This is a genomic window from Gracilimonas sp. (assembly GCF_017641085.1).
Classification (GTDB): domain Bacteria; phylum Bacteroidota; class Rhodothermia; order Balneolales; family Balneolaceae; genus Gracilimonas.
Genome location: NZ_JAEPPI010000001.1, coordinates 235,511 through 255,929 on the forward strand (window position 1 = coordinate 235,511; position 20,419 = coordinate 255,929).

Here is a 20,419-nt window from a genome sequence, read left to right on the forward strand (position 1 = left end):
TCAAATATGGATATCAATAGTTTTTTGCAATTTGTAAGGAAGACATTCAATAAGGAGTCTGATTTTATTCCATTACATGAACCAAGGTTTATTGGAAACGAAAAAGAATACGTAAACGATGCAATTGATTCAACATTTGTATCATCCGTTGGGGAATATGTTGATGAATTTGAAAAAAAAATTCAAACAATTTCAATCACACAAAAAGCGGTTGCTGTAGTTAATGGGACAAATGCCTTACAAGTAGCACTACGATTGGCAGGAGTAGGTAAAGGTGATGAAGTGATTACTCAAGCATTGACTTTTGTAGCCACAGCGAATGCTATTAAATATAATTTTGCTGAACCTGTATTTTTGGATGTGGATTTAGATACGATGGGTTTATCTCCGACAGCTGTTGAAAATTTTTTAGAGGAGTATGGGGACATTCGGGGAGACGGTTGTTATAACAAAAAAACAGGGAATAAAATAGCTGCATGTATGCCAATGCATACCTTTGGATTTCCTGTTCACTTAGATGAATTACTAAAAGTTTGTGACACATGGAAGATTCCGGTAATAGAAGATGCAGCGGAGTCTCTTGGTTCGTTATATAATGGCCGGCCCACAGGAAGTTTTGGGAAACTTGGAGTGTATTCTTTTAATGGAAATAAAATTGTTACCGCGGGTGGAGGCGGTGCAATTATTACCAATGATGTAGAACTGGGGAACTTTGCTAAACATTTAACCACGACTGCTAAAAAGAATCATCCATATGAATACTATCATGATCATTTGGGATATAACTTTAGGATGCCGAATTTAAATGCTGCTCTTATCTGCGCACAGCTAGAACAACTTGATTCTTTCGTTGACAACAAAAGAGAATTAGCCAATCAATATGAACTATACTTTAATGATAAGGGAATTAAGTTCCGAACGGAGGCTCCAGGTACTAGAGCTAACTACTGGCTAATGTGTGTAGAATTTGATAATAGGGACGGTCGAGATATATTTCTTAAAGAAACCAATGAAAAAGGAGTGATGACACGTCCTATATGGCAGTTGATGTACAAGTTGCCCATGTATGAGAATTGCTTACGAGATGAGCAAAAGAATGCCGAATATTTAGAAGACCGAATTGTGAATATTCCAAGTAGTGTAAGGGTATGAGTGCTTTTAAAATAGGTTATTTTGCAGATGGGCCGTGGTCCCATAAAGCGTTTGAATTGTTAATTCAAGATAAAGACATCGAAATATGTTTTATAGTGCCAAGGACAGATACTATTGATGATACGCTTGAGAATTTTGCTGATAAATATGGAATAGATTATTTGCACCCGGTTAAAGTTAATTCAGAGGAATTTATTGAAAAGGCCAAAACCTACAATTGTGATCTATTCGTTTCCATGAGCTTTAATCAAATTTTTAGAGAGCGACTAATCAATCTTCCAAAATACAGTACCATTAATTGTCATGCGGGGAAATTACCCTTTTACCGTGGCAGAAATATTTTGAATTGGGTGTTAATAAATGATGAGAAAAAGTTTGGGATAACGGTTCATTTTGTTGATGAAGGAATTGATACCGGGGATATAATTTTGCAAAAAACCTACTCAATCACTGATGAGGATACGTATGGCACATTACTTGAGGTCGCTTATGATGAGTGCGCAAAATTATTATATAACGCAATTAAACAAATACAGGATGGAAGTTTTAAAAGGATAAAACAGAATACAATTCATCCTGTTGGTTTTTATTGTGGCAGTCGTACTGTTGGAGATGAAATTATCGAATGGAAAAGTACATCAAGAGAAATATTTAACTTTGTGCGTGCCTTGTCTTCTCCTGGTCCGTTGGCTACTACTTATATTGATAATACTCCTGTAAAAATTAATCGAGTTAGATTAATAAAAGAAGCACCCAAGTACATAAATATACCGGGACAAATTCTTTCGAAAACAGAAAATGGATTTTTAGTTAAAACAAAAGATTCATTTGTAGAAATTCTTGACATAGATACTGAAGCAAAAATCAGAGTTGGAGCGCGGTTTGAAAATGATTAAAACAGTACATGTGTACATTATTGCAGAAGCAGGTGTAAATCACAATGGTGATATACAAAAAGCAATTGAGTTGATTGAGGCAGCAAATCAAGCAGGAGCAGATGCAGTAAAATTCCAGTCATTCAACGCTGATAAATTGGTATCAAAATCAGCTAAAAAAGCAAAGTACCAATCCGAGAATATGGGAGGTAGTGACAACAGCCAATACAACATGCTTAAATCCCTTGAGCTGAGCGAAGAGGATCATTCAACATTAATTAAGGAGTGTGAGAAAAGAGGAATCCAATTTTTATCTACTGCTTTTGATGCAGATGGGATTGACTTCTTAAGCAATCTTGGATTACCTGTTTTTAAGAGTCCATCCGGAGAGATCACTAATTATCCATTTTTGAAACGATTAGCTAAAAATGGAAAGCCGGTGATACTTTCTACAGGAATGGCGCATATGGAGGAAGTCAAGGCTGCTGTTCAGGTATTAACAAATCATGGTTTAGATAAAAAAGATATTACGGTGCTGCATTGCAATACTGAATATCCTACTCCAATGGAAGATGTTAACTTAAAAGCTATGAATACCATAAGGGATGAATTGGGAGTGGAAGTCGGTTACTCAGACCATACCTTGGGTATTGAAGTGCCTATTGCGGCTGTAGCCTTAGGAGCAAAAATAATTGAAAAGCATTTTACGCTAGACCGAAATTTGCCCGGCCCGGACCATCGGGCTTCTTTAGAACCTGGTGAACTCAAAGACATGGTATTGGCCATTCGAAATATTGAACAGGCTATATCAGGTATTGGAAAAAAGGAACCAAGTGAGAGTGAAAAGAAAAATATTAAAATAGCCCGCAAAAGTATTCACACTTTAAAACCGCTGAAAAAGGGCCATATTATTTCTGAAGTGGATATCATTCCTTTGCGTCCAGCAAATGGAATATCTCCTATGAAATGGAATGAAGTAATTGGTAAAAAAGTAATCAGGGATTTAAAGGAAAATGAAATGTTAACTGATCAGGACATCGCATAATAATGAGGCATTTTACGGAACATCTTATTGAATCGGGAACATCCATACGGGAGGCTCTAAAAGTTTTAGATACATTAGCCAAAGATGCGATCTCCTTTGTAGTTGATGGAAATAAAAAATTGTTAGGATCTTTAACAGATGGGGATATTCGAAGAGGCTTGATTAAAGGGGTAGAACTGGGTGCGTCGGTTGATCAAATTATTCAAAAGAATCCAAAATACATTAGGAAAGGCAATTACGATATACAAAAGGTCATTAAGTATAGAGAGAATGATTATCGAATCATTCCAATTTTGGATAAGGATGATAAAGTTGTCAATGTGATCAATTTCGGCAACATGAAGTCATATCTCCCAGTGGATGTAGTGATTATGGCCGGAGGGAAAGGAACGCGGTTGCGACCATTAACTGAAAAAACTCCTAAGCCATTGCTAAAAGTTGGCGACAAACCAATATTGGAACATAATATTCATCGCTTGTCACTTTTTGGTATGGATGATTTTTGGATATCAGTGAACTACCTGGGAGACCAAATTGAGAAATACTTTGGGAATGGCAATCACAAGAACTTGAACATTGATTATGTACGGGAAGAGGAACCATTGGGAACGATCGGTTCGGTATGCAAAATTGATAATTTTATCCATGATTACGTGTTAGTAACAAATTCGGATATTTTGACGAATCTGGATTACGAAGATTTTTTTCTCCGTTTTAGAGAAGAAGAGGCTGATTTTGCAGTAGTGACCATCCCTTATAAAGTAGATGTTCCCTATGCGGTGCTAGAAACAAGCAATGGTCATGTGATGAGTTTTAAAGAAAAGCCGACTTATACGTATTATTCAAATGGAGGTATTTATTTGATGAAGCGGGAAGTCACAGATCGAATACCAAAGAATTCTTTTTACGATACCACCGATTTAATGGAAGAACTGATAGCTGATGGTAAAAAAGTGTTGTCGTATCCTCTGTCCGGATATTGGTTGGATATAGGGAAACACGAGGATTTTGAAAAAGCACAGGAAGATATTAAGAGCATAAAATTCTAAATGAGACCATTAGTAGTCATACCAGCCAGAGGTGGGTCCAAGCGGCTTCCAAGTAAAAATATAAAGCCCTTAAACGGGCAGCCCTTGATTCACTACACCATCGAAGCTGCGAGGGAGGTTTTTGATGATTCCATTATTTGTGTTTCTACAGATGATAAAAAAATTAAGCAGGTTTCAGAAAGTGTAGGGTTAAACGTTCCATTTCTTCGACCAAAAGATCTTGCAACAGATAAGGCGGACTCCCGAAGTGTTTTGTTGCATGCATTAGAGTATTATAAGGAAAGAAAGAAATATGAAGCTGATGTAATCGTTTTACTGCAGCCAACCTCGCCTTTTCGAAATGCTAATCATATCAAAGGTGCTTTAAATCTCTATAAGAATGATTTAGATATGGTTGTTTCTGCATTCAAAACAAAGTCAAATCCGTATTTTGTTTTATTTGAAGAGGATGAAAAGGGAATGGCTAGAAAAATTAAAAAAGGAAATTATACTAGAAGTCAAGATTGTCCAACTGTTTGGGAACTTAATGGTGCTATATATATAATCTCGGCTCGAAGTCTTATCCGTAAACAGATACATGAATTAAGTAATGTTAAACTTTTTAAGATGGATGAGCTGTATTCAGTTGACATTGATGATGAATTAGACTTTTTAATTGCTGAACACATTATCAACAAAATTGAAGACTAAAATAAAATCAAATTTACTGTTGATCTTGGGGGTTATGAGTTGGGCTACCGGTTCTGTTTATATTTCAGCAAGCATATCACTTATCATTCTTTTGTGCTTTGCAAGAATCAAAAAAAGCTCGCTATTGCTTTTTATTGTCATGACGATTCTTCTAACTGTAAATAATTTTTTTGCAGTAGGTCCTTGGAATTATTTTGAATACATACAAATGCTAGGATTACTATTTGTATTTATGTTCTTTAGGGTGATTAATAGTGAAATAGGAAATAGTATCTATCGGGGATTTAACCTGGGGAGTTATTTGATAACACTCGGTTTTATCCTTTTGATTGCCCAATCAAATCCAACGCAAGAAGACTATAGATTATTTTCAGTTTCAGGTACTTACAACTATACTTCATTCTACATTTATTTTGGGTTCATTATTGCTCCTTATGTGTTAGAAAAAAGGTTAGTTTTTAGGATATTGGATTTTTTGATATTCATAATGCTGACATATTTTTTTGCAACGAGATCAATTCTAGTGTTAGGCACCTTATCATATTTCATTCTTAATTTGAGTATAAAAAATAAGTCATTGGCAGTAGTAAATATTATACTTCTAATATTTTCTTTATCATTTATCGTTAGCCCAGATGTTTATATTGACCTATTTTACTCAATAACAAATTTTAGTACTGATACTAGTAATATTTATAGACTAGGGATGTTCCATCTGAGTTTTGAATCAGTTTGGCAAAATGAATTTGGATGGGGAATAGGAAATTCTGCTACAATTTTAAGTAATAGTGGATTTCCTTTTCCTCACGCTCATAATACATTGGCAAATTGGTTGTTGGATTTTGGGTTAGCTGGCTTTTTACTCTACTTTTCTTTCATCGTCTATATCATTAAACTTTTATTTAGCAATAAAAGTAAAGTAGCATTTATAGTAACTTTATTCTTGATTGCATATTCAAATATTGATGCTTTGCAGTATAACATCTTAGTTTCTATGACTACGATAATAACAGCTAAAAGTATCAGCAAAATATGATAGACCTACTTAAAAAGTCTTTGAATTTGGGTTTTGGTTCTCTTCTAGGAAGAATTGTTGGGTTTTTTAGATATCAAGTAATAATTGTTTTAATAGGAATCAATAGTACTACTGATGACGTAATATTCTTTTATACGATGCTCTGGTTTTCATTTAGTTTTGTAATCTTACCAGTTATGAGTGGCTCTTTAATTGCTGATCTAAATGAAATTGAAGACTTTGAAAAAGTTATATCTAACTATATATCAGAAATTATTATTTATGCTATAACTATTTTAATAATATCTTTAGTAATAAAGATCGGTTTTAATCCACCTCAACTGCCAGCTTATGATATATTACTTATTATCATCTTCTCCTTGTTTCTTTTAGGGTTTAATGAGGCAATAAGTCTTTATAATCAATATATGGACAGGTATTTTCTGTATTCTATAAATCCACTTATTTGGAATACAGTAATGATTATGTCAACATATTTTTTATATAAAATTAACTATTTCAATACTTTTGGATATTTGCTTTTGTTTTCAATATCAATATTGTTTTCGTTGGTATTACAATTTAAAAAATCAAAACTGTATATACTCAGAATCTTAAAGCAAATTAATTTCAGAAAAATAGAATTAAAACCTAAGTACTATCAACTAACAATTGTTCTTTTCTCTTCTTCTCTATTTATTGATTTTAATCTATTTAAATCCGTGAATAACCCAGGGTTAATTTCAACTTACTCTTTGATTAACAAGATTCCGGAACTTCTTTCTTCCATAGTATCTGGTTCATTATTAGTGGTAATATATAATGATGTCATAAAAGATAAAATCCGTGTAGAAAAAGGGTTTTTAAAACTAACAGCTATAAATTTACTAGTATTTTTGGGTGGTGGGTTAGTTATATATGTTTATCATGATTTTATATATGGTACTCTATTTAACTATAATATGTATCCCCACCTCAATACTCTTTCCATGTCCTTTATTTTTTACTTTTTATTTTCGACTCTATCCCTGATTATTCGGCTTAGCTATGTCAATGGACTTGATAAAGTATTTTTCTTTATAATTTCACCTCTTGTTTTATTTAAAATAGCTTATTTTTCATTTAACCAAGCTACCATTCATTCAATATTATTAGTAAATATCATACTGTATCTTATAATTTCTGTTTTAATATTAATGATTACTTTTAAACCTTATGTGTGGAATTTTAACAATAATTGATAATGAGAAAGTTCTTAGTAAGGGTCCTTCATTTGAACAGCTTCTAGAATTGATTAAACATAGGGGACCTGATCATGCAGACTATTTAGAGATAGATGGTCTTTATTTAGGGCATACCAGGTTGAGTATAATTGATTTGAAAGGTGGAGATCAACCTCTTGTTAAGGATAATAAAATACTTCTATTTAATGGTGAAATATACAATTATCAGACGCTAAAGGAAGAATTGGAAAGAGAAGGTATCTCATTTTCCACAAAGAGTGACACCGAGGTGTTACTCGAGTGTTACAACAAATACGGCTATAATTTTATAGAGCACCTCGATGGTATGTTCGCGTTTGTTATTTATGATAAGTTAAAAGAACATTTGGTTTTTGGAAGAGATAAGTTGGGCATAAAACCATTATACTTTTATCAAGGGGAAAAGCATAAAGTAATTGCTTCGGAAATGCATCCGATTAATGCATTATTACCTAATTTAGTATCAATAAAACATAGCTATATAAAAGAATATTTAGAAAAGGGCTATTCATTTGAAAAACTATACAATGATCAGAAAATAATAAATAAAGGAACGGTCTATACTTATGACATTGAGACAGGAGAAATCGATGAAAGATTTAAGCTAAAATTATTAAAGAATACAAAAAATGGTATTACAGCGAATTCATTAAAAAGTTTACTTGAACAGGAAATTGAATCTCAGCTTCATGCAGATGTTGATGTTGGTGTTTTATTGAGCGGTGGCATTGATTCAAGCATAATAACTGCCATAGCGTCTAATTATAGAGAATCAATCAATACTTACTCAATTACGTTTGATAAAAGCGAATTTTCCGAATCTTATTATTCGCAGCTTGTAGCGAATAAATTTAAGACCAATCACAAGGAGTTTGAATTTGATGAGGAAAAGCTATTAGAATATATACCAAGAATGATAGAGTGTATAGATGTTCCATTGTATGACCCTGCAATGCTGCCACTTATGTATCTATGCGATAATGTTTCAAAATACCAAAAAGTGGTTTTGAGTGGTGACGGTGGTGATGAATTATTTGCGGGTTATACCCATCTTCGAATTTTGAGGTATAAACAATTAATAAAACCCGTAATCCCAGTTTTGTTCTTGTTGAAAAGCCAAAGTGCAAAGCTTCGTCACGTTTATGAGATTATTCAATCTAACCTCTCAAATATGAGTGTGAATGAAAAATATCAGCAAGATTTTGAAATCCTAGATAATAAACTACTTAGGAAAACAGACTTATGTTCTATGTATTATGGATTGGAAGTACGAGTTCCTTTTTTATCAGAGAGGTTGCTAAAGTATGTTCAACAGTATCCTCCAAGTAACTTTATGAATCTTAAGTATGGAAAAACTCCTTTACGAAAACTGGCAAGTCAGTTAGTCGGAAAAGAAATAGCTTATAAAAAGAAACAAGGTTTTAGAATTCCTTTGAAAAAATGGGTTAATGGAATATTGTATGATGAAATCAAAGATGATGTTTCAGATAGTATGATACCCAGAAAAATATTAGATAAAACTCAAATCAACAGCTATTTGTCAAAACCTGAAATATATTACGAAAACTTGTTCAAAATATATGTTTTGAACAAATGGCTTAAAAAGAATATAGAATGAATATTTTGCAAATTAGAGGTGAATTTAGAGATAATGGTCCCGGTACACAATCTTTATATATTTCAAGAGAACTGATAAGAAGAGGGCATAAAGTCTTTGCTATTTCAAGTGGGGGTGTTATGGTTGAGAAGTTCGAGCAAAATGGAATTACTCATACTCAAATACCATATATAGCCTATGGCAAAAGAAATCCCCTAAATATTCTAAAGTCAATTTTTTTACTTAGGAAGTATTTTGACAAGCATACTATTGATGTAGTACATGCTCATAATGCAGCTACCTTATATATGGCTTATTTAGCTTCTCGGTTTTTAAAAGATAAAGAAATTAGTTTTTTTCACAGTTGTAGAGGTATTGAACTCCGGAAAATGTTTACATGGAGAAATTGGATTTATAAAAAATACCCAGCAACCATATTTGCAGTATCTCAATGGACTAAAGAACAACTTATAAACATAGGAGTCGACTCAAAAAAAATAATTGTCACTAATAATGGGGTTGATACCGACAAATATGACATTACAAAGAAAGAACAATTTAAAAAAGAAATACGGGATGAATATAAAATACCATATGATAGTATAGTTATTGGAATTGTTGGTGCATTAGGATCCAAGGGACATGATGAATTAATTCGAGCTTTTTCGATGATAAAGGACGAATTCCCAGATGCTTATTTATTAATCGTGGGCGGTGGTGAAAAACTTGAGGAGTTTAAGAATTTAGCGATTGAAAAAGGTATCTCGAAAAGGTGTGTATTTACTGGACTACGAATGGATAGTTATAAATTACATGCTGCAATGGATATATTTTGCCTAGCATCGTATTGGGGAGAAATGTTTCCTAATGTTTTATTGGAAGCGATGGCTTATGCAAATCCGCTCATCTCGACTAAGTTATCAGGTATACCAGAAATAGTTACTGAAGACGTTGGGTTTTTGATCGAACCTAAGAATACTAGAGAGCTTGCAGAAAAGTTAAAGATATTACTAAAAAATGATAATCTTAGGGCTAAATTAGGAAGAAATGCATATAGTAAATTAAAATCAAAATATACGATCAGTAAAATTGTAGATAAAATAGAGACAGCTTATTTAACAAAATGATTTTATTCGTTTCATATGGTGGGGGACATATTGCTATTACAACTGAACTTTATAAATATTTTACTCAAAATGATGTCAAAGTAAAAATATTACCCCTAACAACAGGTGTTGAATACTGTAACCAAACTGGCATATCAGATTACTTAAAGCTAGAAGATTATAAATTTTTAGTAAATACAGATAGTGAAATTGAAAACTTAGTTTCAAAAATTACAAGATCTGTACACACAAAGGGGCTTGGTATCCCATATGAACATACTTATATGTATCACTTAATTGGAATTTCTGAGTTAATTGATTCCCATGGAAAGGAAAAAGGGCTGAAAATATTTGAGAGAGAAGGAAGGAAAGCTTTTTTGCCGATTTCATTTGCAAGCAAATTTATTGATGAGGTTGAGGCTAAAGCAGTAATTACAACCAATGTGCCACGATTTGAAGAAGCATTTCAAATTGCTTCACAAAGTAGGAAAATTAAATCATTCGCAATAGATGATTTAATAGGAAAACCATTAGGAGAAATCAAAAGTGACTTTGTATTCGTAGATAATGAGCTCGCGAAAAAAAATTTGGAGAAAAGTGGCTATTCTGGAGAAATAGTAATTTCCGGAAATCCAGTTTTTGAAAAGGCAAGAACTTTGGGTAAAAAGATAGATAATAAAAATAATGATCTACTGATACTTTTACAGACCGGAATAAAAAATATGGAAACAAATAAAATCATCGAATTTGGAGAAGAATTTTATAGAAAGTTTTTTTTAAAGCTTGAATTGAGTGGTTTTTGTGATGCTTTTGATAAAATAGCTGTCCGTTTCCACCCTTCTATGCAAAAAATTAAGTACTGGAATTCGGATCGTTTTTATTTTGATAAAAATAAAGATCTATATAACTCACTAAAGCAGTATTCAAACGTTTTAGGGTTTACATCTACTTCGGTATATGAAGCATACTTAATGGGAGCTAATGTATATGCGTTTTCTTTTGGTAATAAATATTTTGAATTACCATTTAAATACAATCATCAGATTGATTTTAATGCAAATTCATCGAGTTGGGAACACATAGCTCAAGTAGAGAAGAACGAATCTGAATTTCTGCCATCTAAATCTATAATCTTAAAAACAATATCAGATGAAGTATTATGTAATAGAAAATGATTTAGATAGGATAAAATATTTTGATCGAATTGGAATAGATAGAATATTTGTTGACTTAGAGAAGCTTGGAAAAGAAGAAAGACAAAAGGATTTAGATACTGTAAAGAGTGACCATTCTATACAGGATATAAGGAGCATAAAACCCATTCTAAAACAGGCTGAGCTTTTAGTGCGCATAGACCCTCTGAATGATCAATCGGAGAAACAAATTAATGAAGTAGTACATGCTGGGGCTGATATTATCATGCTTCCTTTTTTTTCCACTTCTAGAGAAGTAGAGAAGTTTGTGGCATATGTAGATGGAAGAGCTAAAACAAATATTCTTATCGAAACTGCGCCTGCTTTTGTGCGCTTCAGAGATATATTAGCGGTTGACGGAATTGATGAGGTACACATCGGATTGAATGATTTGGGCATAGATTTAAATCTAAAATTCATGTTTGAAATAATTGCCCACCGTTTTTTAGTGCCTTTAACTCAATATTTAAGAGAGAAAGAAATGTTTTTTGGTATTGGCGGAATTGCAGCTCTTGATAAGGGAAAACTACCAGGAAGATACATATTAGCTGAATACTATAAGTTAGGAGCATCAGGAACAATATTATCCAGAACATTTTCTAAAATGTATGCGGAAGGAAAAGATAATTTCAAAAAAGAATTTATGAAATTAGATTCCGAATGGGAAAAACTATCTTCAAAGAACCATTCCTTTTTTGAAGATAATATTAAGAAAATAAATAAGATTGTTAATTCAATAATTGAATCATAATGTGTGGTATAGTAGGTTTTAATTTTTTAAATCAAGACAAATGTTCAAACCCAGAACTGATTAGAAATCTATTATCTAGTGTAGCCCACCGTGGCCCAGATGACTCAGGTTTTGAGGTTTATCGGTCTGCTATGGTAGGAAATACTAGGTTAAGTATAATTGATTTGTCATCTGGACATCAGCCAATGATTGGGGATGATGGTAATGTTTCAGTAGTCCAAAACGGGGAAATTTTTAACTATATTGAGCTAAAAGAAGTTCTTATTAAAAAAGGTCATGATTTTAAAACGGAGAGTGATACTGAGGTAATTTTAAAGGCTTACATCGAATGGGGAGAGGCTTTTGTGAATAGGCTAAATGGAATGTTTGCAATTGCAATACTGGATAAAAAACGCAATCAATTATTACTTTTTAGGGATAGATTAGGAGTTAAACCTCTTTATTATTATCAAAAGGAAGGAGATTTTTTATTCTCTTCAGAAATCAAATCTTTTAAGAAGTACAACTATTTTGATAAAAAGGTTAACAACCAGTCAATAGCCAATTATCTTGTTTTAAACTACATACCTGTTCCTGATACAATTTTTGAGTATGTTCATCATATACCTCCAGGTTATTTTGGGAGAATTCAATTAGGGGATAATAGCCTAGAGTTGGTCCAATATTGGGACATTGCACACCTAGACCAAAATAATAATCTGTCTGAAAATGACTTCATTGATTCATTTGAAGAATTACTAATTGATGCTGTTAAGTTGCGATTGAGGAGTGATGTTGATGTAGGGGCATTTCTGAGTGGCGGATTAGATTCTAGCCTCATTTGCGCCTTGATGCGAAAAAATGATCAAGAAAGCGAAATTTCAACATTTAGCATAGGGTTTCACGAGAAAAAATTTGATGAATCCCAATATGCGAAATATGTAGCTCAGAAATATTCTCTGAACAACAAATTGAAATTTCTTGGAGGAGATATAGTGCATTTATGGGATAAGGTAACTTATCATAACGACCAACCTCATGGGGATATATCGTTTATACCAACTTATATTTTATCAGAATTTGCTAGTAAAGATTTAAAAGTAGTTTTAACCGGTGATGGAGGAGATGAATTATTTGCTGGCTATCTGAAATATCAAATGCTGGAAAATACTGGCGATCTTCAAAAATACTTTGATACTACTACAGTATTTAATGAGAAAGAATTAATGAATTCATTATCCCCTGCCTTTAAAAAAACAATTAATGTGGGTGGAGCGAGAAAACTATTTACTAATTGCCTCGCTAAGGTTGAAAGCAGAGATCTTTTGAATAAGGTTCTCTATTTTGAAACAAAGCAACTTCTTCCAGGAAATAATTTAGTAAAACCTGATAAAATGGCTATGGCAAACTCGTTGGAAACTCGAAGTCCGTTTATGGATTATCGACTTTTTGAATTATGTTATACGATGCCCGGGGAATTAAAGCTTAGAAATGGAGAAACAAAATATCTTCTAAAAAAATTAGGATTGCGTTATTTCAATGAAGAACATGTTTATAGAAGAAAGCAAATGTTTACTGTTCCAATTGGTGAATGGTTTAAGAATAAATTAGGTGATTATTTGATGACAATTATAGAAAGTGAAAGATTAATTGAGCGAAATATTTGGGATGCAACTCAAATAAGACAACTTGCAGATGATCATAAAAACGGCAGGGAAAATAATACAAGAAAATTGAGAGCGATAGTGAATCTAGAGCTATGGTATAGAATGTTTATTGATTGAAAATGAGATACTTAGATATTTTAATTTCTTTATTGGCATTAGTAATATTGTCACCTGTCATGTTCATTATTAGCTTAATAATCTTTTTTACTGATGGTAGACCTGTTTTATTCAAGCAACAGAGAGTTGGATTAAACATGGAAGAGTTTACCATTTTAAAGTTTCGAACGATGAAAAATGAAAAGAATCATGCAAGTAAAATTGAGTTTACAAAGAAAAATGATCCTCGAATCACTTTTATAGGAAGAATACTAAGGAAGTATTCTTTGGATGAGCTTCCTCAATTTTTGAATGTATTCTACGGAGATATGTCTATTGTAGGTCCAAGACCAGATACTCCTCAACAAAAAGTAAATTATGATAATGCAACATGGCAAGCAAGACATCGTGTTAAACCTGGGATTACTGGTCTCGCACAAATAAATGGTAGGAGTAATATTACGCCAGAGAAGAGAATAAATTATGAGCTTGAATGGATAGAACGAAAATCTTTGACCTTATATTTAAGTGTAATTTGGAAAACCTTTTTCATAAAGGCGAAAGATTCATTCTAATAGCTTTATCAGGTTGCACCACTATGTCAAAACAGGGTAAACAACTTTTAATTTAATATTAATATCTAAAGATCAGCGGGTTTAAACTCTTTAATTCTTTTTTACAATATAATTTGTATTATTACACCTCTGGAGGGTAGAAGAGTAGAATACAATAATACATGATGAAAAATAAAATATTCGAGCACAAGAGCTTTTTTAAAGGGGTTGCAGACATCGTTATTTGGACAGGAATCACACTTCTGGCCTTTTTACTACGCTTGGATGGAGACTTAAGTGGGTATCTCACTACAGCACTTCTAGCTACCGGAATTCTTTTCTTAGTCAAATTCGCGCTTATTTATTATATGGGCAGTTATCGGCAATCGTGGAGAAATACCGGCTTCAATGACATTTTTCATATTGTGGCAATGGTGTCTATTCTGACGGTTCCCTATACCATAATTGTGCTTTTGGGAAGGTCGGTGATTAATCTTCCTTTATCTATACCTATCATCGAGTTCTTTTTATCTATTCTGGCTCTTACCTCACTCCGGGCCGGTACCCGCTTTTTTATAAAATACCGAATTCCACGTGTCAATAATCACGGTGAAACCCGGCGTATTCTAATTGCCGGTGCGGGGGAAAGTGGTACCTTGGTTGCAAAGGAAATGCTTAAGAACAAGGATGCCCAGATGCAGCCGGTGGCTTTTGTGGATGATGACCTTTCCAAGCGGACTCAAAAGTTTATGGGCATACCGGTTAAAGGAACTGTTTTTGATATTCCGAATATCGTTCGCCGGATGAATATTGATGAAATTATCATAGCTATGCCATCAGAGTCAGGTGATGTGATTAGAAGAGTTGTTGAAAAGTCGCGACAAACGGATGCTAGTTATAGAATTATTCCTCCTTTATATGATTTATTATGTGGAAAAGTATCCATTAGTCAGATTCGGAATGTAGATGTGGAGGATCTGCTTCGCCGTAAACCCATTCAGCTTGAAACGCAGGAAATTCGATCCTATATACAAAACAAAAAAGTCTTGGTTACCGGTGCGGGTGGTTCCATTGGTTCTGAAATTGTTCGTCAGATTTCAAGATTCAATCCCAAGCACGTAATCCTGCTGGGCAGGGGGGAAAATAGTATTCATCAGTTGGTGCGCGAAATTGACAATGAAATACCGGACCTGAAATACTGCATACGCATTTGTGATGTTCGTGACCTGACCACTTTGAGTAAGATTTTTGAAAATGAGCAACCGGAAGTGGTTTTTCATGCGGCGGCTCACAAGCACGTTCCGCTAATGGAAGAAAATCCATCCCAGGCTATTTTTAATAATGTGATGGGAACCCGGAATCTTGTAAACCTTTCTGTTGAACACCGAGTATCTCATTTTGTAAATATTTCTACGGATAAAGCGGTAAATCCTACTTCGGTGATGGGAGCAAGTAAGCGCATAGCCGAACATATCGTGGAGTGGGGTTCCAGTCAGGCCAAAAATGGTGAGATTTTTGTTTCGGTACGATTTGGAAATGTGCTTGGAAGTCGCGGCAGTGTAATTCCAATTTTCAAGGATCAAATCCGAAAAGGTGGCCCTGTGACCGTTACACACCCAGACATGGTGCGCTACTTTATGACTATTCCTGAAGCCTCACAATTGGTATTGCAGGCTGGCGCCCTTAAAAATAATGGAGCAGTGTATGTATTGGATATGGGAGATCCGGTAAATATTGAGCAGATGGCGCGTGATCTAATTAAACTCAGTGGGTTTGAGCCTGATGTAGACATCAAGATTGAGCACACCGGCATTCGTCCTGGAGAAAAGTTATTTGAAGAGCTGCTTACAGCAGAAGAAGGAACCGACATGACCCGGCACGAGAAGATATTTATGGCCCGCAAACACGGTGTGTTAGATAATCTGGGGCAACGGCTTAATCAGCTTAAGAAAGTAGCAGAGGATGGAAATAAAGAACTTATCAAAGAAGCCATCTATAACTTTGTACCCACCTATTCTGGTTTTAAGAATGGAGTTAATAAAAAGAAGGAACAAGCTGAGGATATGTTAGCTTGAAAAGGTTTTAGGTTTTTCTGCGCTTTAAATAACCGTCCCATTCCTTTTCTCCATGCCGGAAAGCATTGCTGCGAAGCAGCATAAGAAAGGTATTAACCACCTCTGTCATTCTGAACGCAGCGAATGCGGAGTGAAGAATCTCCCTGAAACCAGCATTTGGGAATGTAAAGGAGATCGCCGCGTCGAAAGTGTTGGTAAGTAGAGGTCAGGCTTGGCTGCCTCCTCGCGATGACGTACCAAAAACCCGTTTTTGCGAGGAGACCGCATTGCCGAATGCAGGCCTGGGTTGAATAACGACGAAGTAATCTCCCTGATTTGGATTGAGATGTTTAACAACGCAACTAGCGCAAGTGTCCACTTGTGTGCTGTACGTAAACTTCTGTAATCCTAAACAAACCTGGAAAGTATTTCGTAACAAAGATTCTTCAGGAGTACCTTCAGAATGACTTTTTTAATAAAAGACATCGCTGCGATAGCAGCATAAGAGAGGTAATGAGTGCCACTGTCATTCTGAACGAAGCGAATGCAGAGTGAAGAATCTACTGGAATCGGTTCGGGATATAAATCAACGGCCATATTTTTATCAAACAACAGGATCCCGGGCATTCGCCGCGGGATGACTTGCTAATTAAAACCACGTAAGTAAAGTCTCTCCTTGGTAAGGAGAGATTTAGAGAGGTTGGGGAATTGATTTGGGATGTTAAATAATGCCTTGATTGAATTCCGTATAACTGATGGGCCGAGCGACCGATTTGCGAAGTTTCTTACTCGTGCTTGTTTTGCATTTCACACAGACCTCTTTCTGTCTTTCTCCTTCATTAGGAGAAAGGACGCTTCGATTTGTGAAAAAGCTCCTTGGTGTTCTCTGCTGCTGGTTAAAACAGCATTGATGGTGGAGAGGGTGTATTGCTTAGAACCATGATTTTCCTGATTAAAACGATTGGCATGAGAGATGAAGAGTAATCAAGGAAATCATATAATCCCAAAAATCAGGGTTCAAATGGAAAGAGGTGAAATAAGCCCGGCAGGTAAAGTCTCTCCTTGGTAAGAAGTCCCGATTTTCGGGAAGAGAGGTCGGGGAATCGGGTTGGAATGTTTAATAACACCCTGTCCACTTGTGCGATGGTGTATCAGTTTCGGTTGCGCCTGTCTACAGTTACCCTCCCGGGAGGAGAAGCCGAAATTGTAAATCAAGCTTCTTAAAGAATTGAAATCTCTGTACATTTGTCTGAAAATTAAAGTCAGCAAAAGATATTACTCAAATGGGCTTAAACAATTTGCTTCAAAAAATTAAAGGCAAAGAATACAGAGTTGGAATCATTGGTTTGGGGTATGTCGGACTGCCTCTGCTTTGGACTTTTCATGAAGCTGGTTTACCGGTAATTGGTTATGATATAGACCCAAAAAAGGTAGATAACCTGCATAACGGTGTGCCTTATATCAAGCACCTTGGATCTGAGATGATGGAGGTATTGTCCAAATCTGACCGTTGTGACGCTACCACCGATTTCTCCCGCTTGGATGAAGCAGATGCCATTTTACTCTGTGTTCCAACTCCCCTGGATCATCACCGCGAGCCGGATATGAGTTATGTGGAACAAACTACAGAGACGGTATCACAACATCTGAGAAAAGGGCAACTGGTGATTTTGGAATCCACTACATGGCCAGGAACTACTGAGGAATTGATGATTCCTATTCTGGAAAAGAACTCTGGACTTAAAGCCGGAGAAGATTTTTACGTGGCTTATAGCCCTGAGCGAGAAGATCCGGGCAATCCAAATTTTAATACCGCTAAGATCCCGAAAGTAGTAGGTGGCCATGGGGAAGAAGCTCTGCAACTAGCGACGGCCATGTACGATACGGCTATTGTTCAAACAGTGCCGGTTACAGATTGTAAGACAGCGGAAGCAGTAAAGTTAACTGAAAACATTTTCCGATCTGTAAACATAGCCTTGGTGAATGAACTTAAGGTGGTGTATGAATCTATGGGAATTGATGTGCACGAAGTTTTGGATGCTGCAGATACCAAGCCGTTTGGCTTTATGAAATTTACTCCCGGCCCAGGATTAGGCGGGCACTGTATCCCCATTGACCCATTTTACCTGACCTGGAAGGCTCGCGAGTTCGAAAAACACACTCGTTTCATTGAGCTGGCCGGGGAAGTGAATACCAATATGCCTCAATATGTGATCGACCAGGCTATGCTAGCGTTGAATACGCATAAAAAAGCAATGAATGGGAGTAAGGTGTTGGTCATTGGACTGGCTTACAAACCGGATGTAGATGACATGCGGGAATCTCCTACTTTCAAGATTTTCGATCTGCTTAAGAAAGTGGGTGCTGAAGTATCTTATTATGATCCGTTTATCCCTGAAGTACTACCCACACGTGAACATGCAGAATGGACGGGCAATAAATCCATAGAATGGAAGAAGGAAATCATTTCTGAGTATGACGCTGTGATCATATCTACCAATCACTCAACTATTGATTACTCCGAGCTTGCTGAATGGAATGATTGTATTATTGATACCCGGAATGCGATGAAGGGAGTGAAGCCTAAGGACGACAAACATATTTTTAAAGCTTAGAGAGGTGTAAGGTTTTAGTAGGGGCAAGGTGTTAGTAGTTCTAAGCTTTAAATAGGCGTTAAAATCCTTTTCTACTCCAATTAAAAACCTGTTATAGCGAGGAGACCGTGTTGCCAGGGATCAGGATGCCTATTTTACAACCCGTTGGGAAGTACGTTGCCCGTACCAAGGAGATCGCGGGTCTGGACCCGCGATGACTCATTCTATAAAAAGTCAGTCATCCCGGGCAAGCCGTAGCGGAGCGGAGGTGCAGAACCGGGATCTCCCAGAATCGAATTGGTATGTTGAACAACGTATTCGCCAATACCCCGAGACTGCCACGCAATGTATTCGTTTCACTCATTGCATTGCTCGCAGATGGATACTTTTGCGAGGAGCCTTCGATGTTGAGTATAGGCTTGGGATGTGTAACGACGCGGCAATCTCCCTAACATGGCAACTGATCCAATCAACGCGAATGAGTTATCCTGATCCCGAATGCTCGGGAGAAGGGTCATCACGAGGTCCAATAAACAGTGAGGTTGGTTAAGCTTGTGAAGATTCTTCCAGAATCGAGTTGATTAACAACGGCCTTGCCATCACATAGAGACCCCTTTCTGTCTTTCCTCTTTGGTGAAGGGGAAAGGACGCCTTGGTAAGATTCATTGGTTGTTACAGGGAAGTTGATGTGGAAAGTGCATTACTTTGAACCATGATTTTTATGATTAACGGATTGGCAGGATAGAGTAGGAGTAATCAATGAAATCCATTAATCCCACAAATCATGGTTCAAATGCTAAGAGGAGAAGTAGGCCACGTAAGTAAGTCTCCTTGTGAAGGAGTGCCGATTATCGAAAAGTGAGATCGAGGAATCGAATTGGGATGTGCATTAACGTACTCATCCTTTTTGAGAAGCAGATACCGGCATAAGCAGGGGGATGACAGCTCGATTTTATGTCATCGCGGGCGTAGACCCGCGATCTCCTTGATTGGGGATTGATGTTGATTATGGAAATCCCGTATCTCCGCTACGCTACGCCTGCTTGCCGGTAGGCAGGTACGGGATGACGGGTGTTGGTAAAGAGCAGGTTGTGTTCCAGTAAACAAGCGAAGGGGTTCAGCCCTTCGCTAATGAGTTCTCAACGTTGGATACATGATTATTTCTTTTATAAAACAACGAAAGCGGGATAACTCCAAGAGCAGATAAAGGAGCGAGGTAGGTTGAGAGAAAATCCAGGATATGAAGAGCGCTGAGGTTTTGAACTATATCCACCATAAGAACAAATGAGGCAGAGATCAGGATAACGCTATGGGCTGATATCAAAACAATGAAAAACTTTTTGTCTGCTCCAATCAGAATAAGTCCGATCATCCCCAGGAAAAAGAAAGAACCGAAGGGCACTTTGTAAAAGAACAACTTCTCGGAATTCCCTTCTGAATATTCAAAAACAGCCAGGCGAGTATCCAGCTTTTGAAAGGATAGATATTGACTTTCTTGAACCGACTCAACCAGTTTTTCATCAACCTGATATTGAAAAATTGCTGTACGTACCGGCCGGAGCAGGTATATATGAAAAAGAACATATGCTGCAATCAGTACTGCTTTAATCAGGTACTTTTTAGCTTTCATAGAATAACTATTTCACCTCAAGTGTTTTTATGTGCCACAGACAATACCAAGTTTAGTATAAGTTTGAAAGTCATAAAACTTCTATATTTGTGGCCTTATCATAAATCAGA

At 35.8% G+C, this 20,419-nt stretch carries 16 protein-coding genes; 15 read left to right on the plus strand and 1 reads right to left on the minus strand.

Features of this window, described 5'->3' with window-relative positions:
* Positions 1 to 6 precede the first annotated feature (6 nt).
* The 15 genes from JJ941_RS00965 (at position 7) to JJ941_RS01035 (ending at position 18,700) form a co-directional block, all read left to right on the plus strand.
* Complete coding sequence (locus tag JJ941_RS00965; RefSeq protein WP_290961131.1) at positions 7 to 1,152, plus strand: LegC family aminotransferase; 1,146 nt, start codon at positions 7 to 9, stop codon at positions 1,150 to 1,152.
* Positions 1,149 to 2,048, plus strand: a complete 900-nt coding sequence (locus JJ941_RS00970) for a methionyl-tRNA formyltransferase (RefSeq protein ID WP_290961134.1) — start codon at positions 1,149 to 1,151, stop codon at positions 2,046 to 2,048. Before JJ941_RS00965 ends, JJ941_RS00970 begins: the two co-directional genes overlap by 4 nt.
* Positions 2,041 to 3,072, plus strand: a complete 1,032-nt coding sequence (neuB, locus tag JJ941_RS00975; protein WP_290961137.1) for an N-acetylneuraminate synthase — start codon at positions 2,041 to 2,043, stop codon at positions 3,070 to 3,072. The genes JJ941_RS00970 and neuB overlap by 8 nt, the downstream gene beginning before the upstream one ends.
* Positions 3,073 to 3,074: 2 nt before the next feature.
* Complete coding sequence (locus JJ941_RS00980) at positions 3,075 to 4,121, plus strand: nucleotidyltransferase family protein (RefSeq protein ID WP_290961140.1); 1,047 nt, start codon at positions 3,075 to 3,077, stop codon at positions 4,119 to 4,121.
* Positions 4,122 to 4,811, plus strand: a complete 690-nt coding sequence (locus JJ941_RS00985) for an acylneuraminate cytidylyltransferase family protein (protein ID WP_290961143.1) — start codon at positions 4,122 to 4,124, stop codon at positions 4,809 to 4,811.
* Between the two features lie 34 nt (positions 4,812 to 4,845).
* Positions 4,846 to 5,847, plus strand: a complete 1,002-nt coding sequence (locus JJ941_RS00990; protein WP_290961146.1) for an O-antigen ligase family protein — start codon at positions 4,846 to 4,848, stop codon at positions 5,845 to 5,847.
* Entirely contained in the window at positions 5,844 to 7,067 is a 1,224-nt protein-coding gene (locus JJ941_RS00995; RefSeq protein ID WP_290961148.1) for a hypothetical protein, read from the plus strand. The genes JJ941_RS00990 and JJ941_RS00995 overlap by 4 nt, the downstream gene beginning before the upstream one ends.
* Positions 7,042 to 8,706, plus strand: coding sequence for an asparagine synthase (glutamine-hydrolyzing) (asnB, locus tag JJ941_RS01000; protein ID WP_290961151.1), 1,665 nt, complete (start codon positions 7,042 to 7,044; stop codon positions 8,704 to 8,706). Before JJ941_RS00995 ends, asnB (JJ941_RS01000) begins: the two co-directional genes overlap by 26 nt.
* Complete coding sequence (locus JJ941_RS01005) at positions 8,703 to 9,812, plus strand: glycosyltransferase family 4 protein (RefSeq protein ID WP_290961154.1); 1,110 nt, start codon at positions 8,703 to 8,705, stop codon at positions 9,810 to 9,812. The genes asnB (JJ941_RS01000) and JJ941_RS01005 overlap by 4 nt, the downstream gene beginning before the upstream one ends.
* Positions 9,809 to 10,966, plus strand: a complete 1,158-nt coding sequence (locus JJ941_RS01010) for a hypothetical protein (protein WP_290961157.1) — start codon at positions 9,809 to 9,811, stop codon at positions 10,964 to 10,966. The genes JJ941_RS01005 and JJ941_RS01010 overlap by 4 nt, the downstream gene beginning before the upstream one ends.
* Positions 10,941 to 11,735, plus strand: a complete 795-nt coding sequence (locus tag JJ941_RS01015; RefSeq protein WP_290961160.1) for an aldolase/citrate lyase family protein — start codon at positions 10,941 to 10,943, stop codon at positions 11,733 to 11,735. The genes JJ941_RS01010 and JJ941_RS01015 overlap by 26 nt, the downstream gene beginning before the upstream one ends.
* On the plus strand, positions 11,735 to 13,498 hold the full coding sequence (asnB, locus tag JJ941_RS01020; RefSeq protein WP_290961163.1) for an asparagine synthase (glutamine-hydrolyzing): 1,764 nt from the start codon (positions 11,735 to 11,737) through the stop codon (positions 13,496 to 13,498). Before JJ941_RS01015 ends, asnB (JJ941_RS01020) begins: the two co-directional genes overlap by 1 nt.
* A 2-nt stretch (positions 13,499 to 13,500) precedes the next feature.
* Positions 13,501 to 14,052 carry a sugar transferase gene (locus tag JJ941_RS01025; RefSeq protein ID WP_290961166.1) on the plus strand — a complete coding sequence of 184 codons (552 nt, stop codon included), beginning with the start codon at positions 13,501 to 13,503 and terminating at the stop codon, positions 14,050 to 14,052.
* Positions 14,053 to 14,213: 161 nt separating this feature from the next.
* Entirely contained in the window at positions 14,214 to 16,106 is a 1,893-nt protein-coding gene (locus tag JJ941_RS01030; protein WP_290961169.1) for a nucleoside-diphosphate sugar epimerase/dehydratase, read from the plus strand.
* Between the two features lie 1,262 nt (positions 16,107 to 17,368).
* On the plus strand, positions 17,369 to 18,700 hold the full coding sequence (locus JJ941_RS01035; RefSeq protein ID WP_366069215.1) for a nucleotide sugar dehydrogenase: 1,332 nt from the start codon (positions 17,369 to 17,371) through the stop codon (positions 18,698 to 18,700).
* Positions 18,701 to 19,796: 1,096 nt separating this feature from the next.
* Here JJ941_RS01035 and JJ941_RS01040 read toward each other — a convergent pair.
* A complete protein-coding gene (locus JJ941_RS01040) occupies positions 19,797 to 20,309 on the minus strand; it encodes a hypothetical protein (protein ID WP_290961175.1) in 513 nt (170 codons plus the stop codon).
* Between the last annotated feature and the right edge of the window lie 110 nt (positions 20,310 to 20,419).

What these genes read in the sequence shown, in the direction of transcription:
- JJ941_RS00965 (WP_290961131.1), top strand. Translation starts at nt 7, where the DNA reads ATGGATATCAATAGTTTTTTGCAATTTGTAAGGAAGACATTCAATAAG.
- JJ941_RS00970 (WP_290961134.1), top strand. Translation starts at nt 1,149, where the DNA reads ATGAGTGCTTTTAAAATAGGTTATTTTGCAGATGGGCCGTGGTCCCAT.
- neuB (WP_290961137.1), top strand. Translation starts at nt 2,041, where the DNA reads ATGATTAAAACAGTACATGTGTACATTATTGCAGAAGCAGGTGTAAAT.
- JJ941_RS00980 (WP_290961140.1), top strand. Translation starts at nt 3,075, where the DNA reads ATGAGGCATTTTACGGAACATCTTATTGAATCGGGAACATCCATACGG.
- JJ941_RS00985 (WP_290961143.1), top strand. Translation starts at nt 4,122, where the DNA reads ATGAGACCATTAGTAGTCATACCAGCCAGAGGTGGGTCCAAGCGGCTT.
- JJ941_RS00990 (WP_290961146.1), top strand. Translation starts at nt 4,846, where the DNA reads ATGAGTTGGGCTACCGGTTCTGTTTATATTTCAGCAAGCATATCACTT.
- JJ941_RS00995 (WP_290961148.1), top strand. Translation starts at nt 5,844, where the DNA reads ATGATAGACCTACTTAAAAAGTCTTTGAATTTGGGTTTTGGTTCTCTT.
- asnB (WP_290961151.1), top strand. Translation starts at nt 7,042, where the DNA reads ATGTGTGGAATTTTAACAATAATTGATAATGAGAAAGTTCTTAGTAAG.
- JJ941_RS01005 (WP_290961154.1), top strand. Translation starts at nt 8,703, where the DNA reads ATGAATATTTTGCAAATTAGAGGTGAATTTAGAGATAATGGTCCCGGT.
- JJ941_RS01010 (WP_290961157.1), top strand. Translation starts at nt 9,809, where the DNA reads ATGATTTTATTCGTTTCATATGGTGGGGGACATATTGCTATTACAACT.
- JJ941_RS01015 (WP_290961160.1), top strand. Translation starts at nt 10,941, where the DNA reads ATGAAGTATTATGTAATAGAAAATGATTTAGATAGGATAAAATATTTT.
- asnB (WP_290961163.1), top strand. Translation starts at nt 11,735, where the DNA reads ATGTGTGGTATAGTAGGTTTTAATTTTTTAAATCAAGACAAATGTTCA.
- JJ941_RS01025 (WP_290961166.1), top strand. Translation starts at nt 13,501, where the DNA reads ATGAGATACTTAGATATTTTAATTTCTTTATTGGCATTAGTAATATTG.
- JJ941_RS01030 (WP_290961169.1), top strand. Translation starts at nt 14,214, where the DNA reads ATGATGAAAAATAAAATATTCGAGCACAAGAGCTTTTTTAAAGGGGTT.
- JJ941_RS01035 (WP_366069215.1), top strand. Translation starts at nt 17,369, where the DNA reads ATGGGCTTAAACAATTTGCTTCAAAAAATTAAAGGCAAAGAATACAGA.
- JJ941_RS01040 (WP_290961175.1), bottom strand. Translation starts at nt 20,309, where the DNA reads ATGAAAGCTAAAAAGTACCTGATTAAAGCAGTACTGATTGCAGCATAT.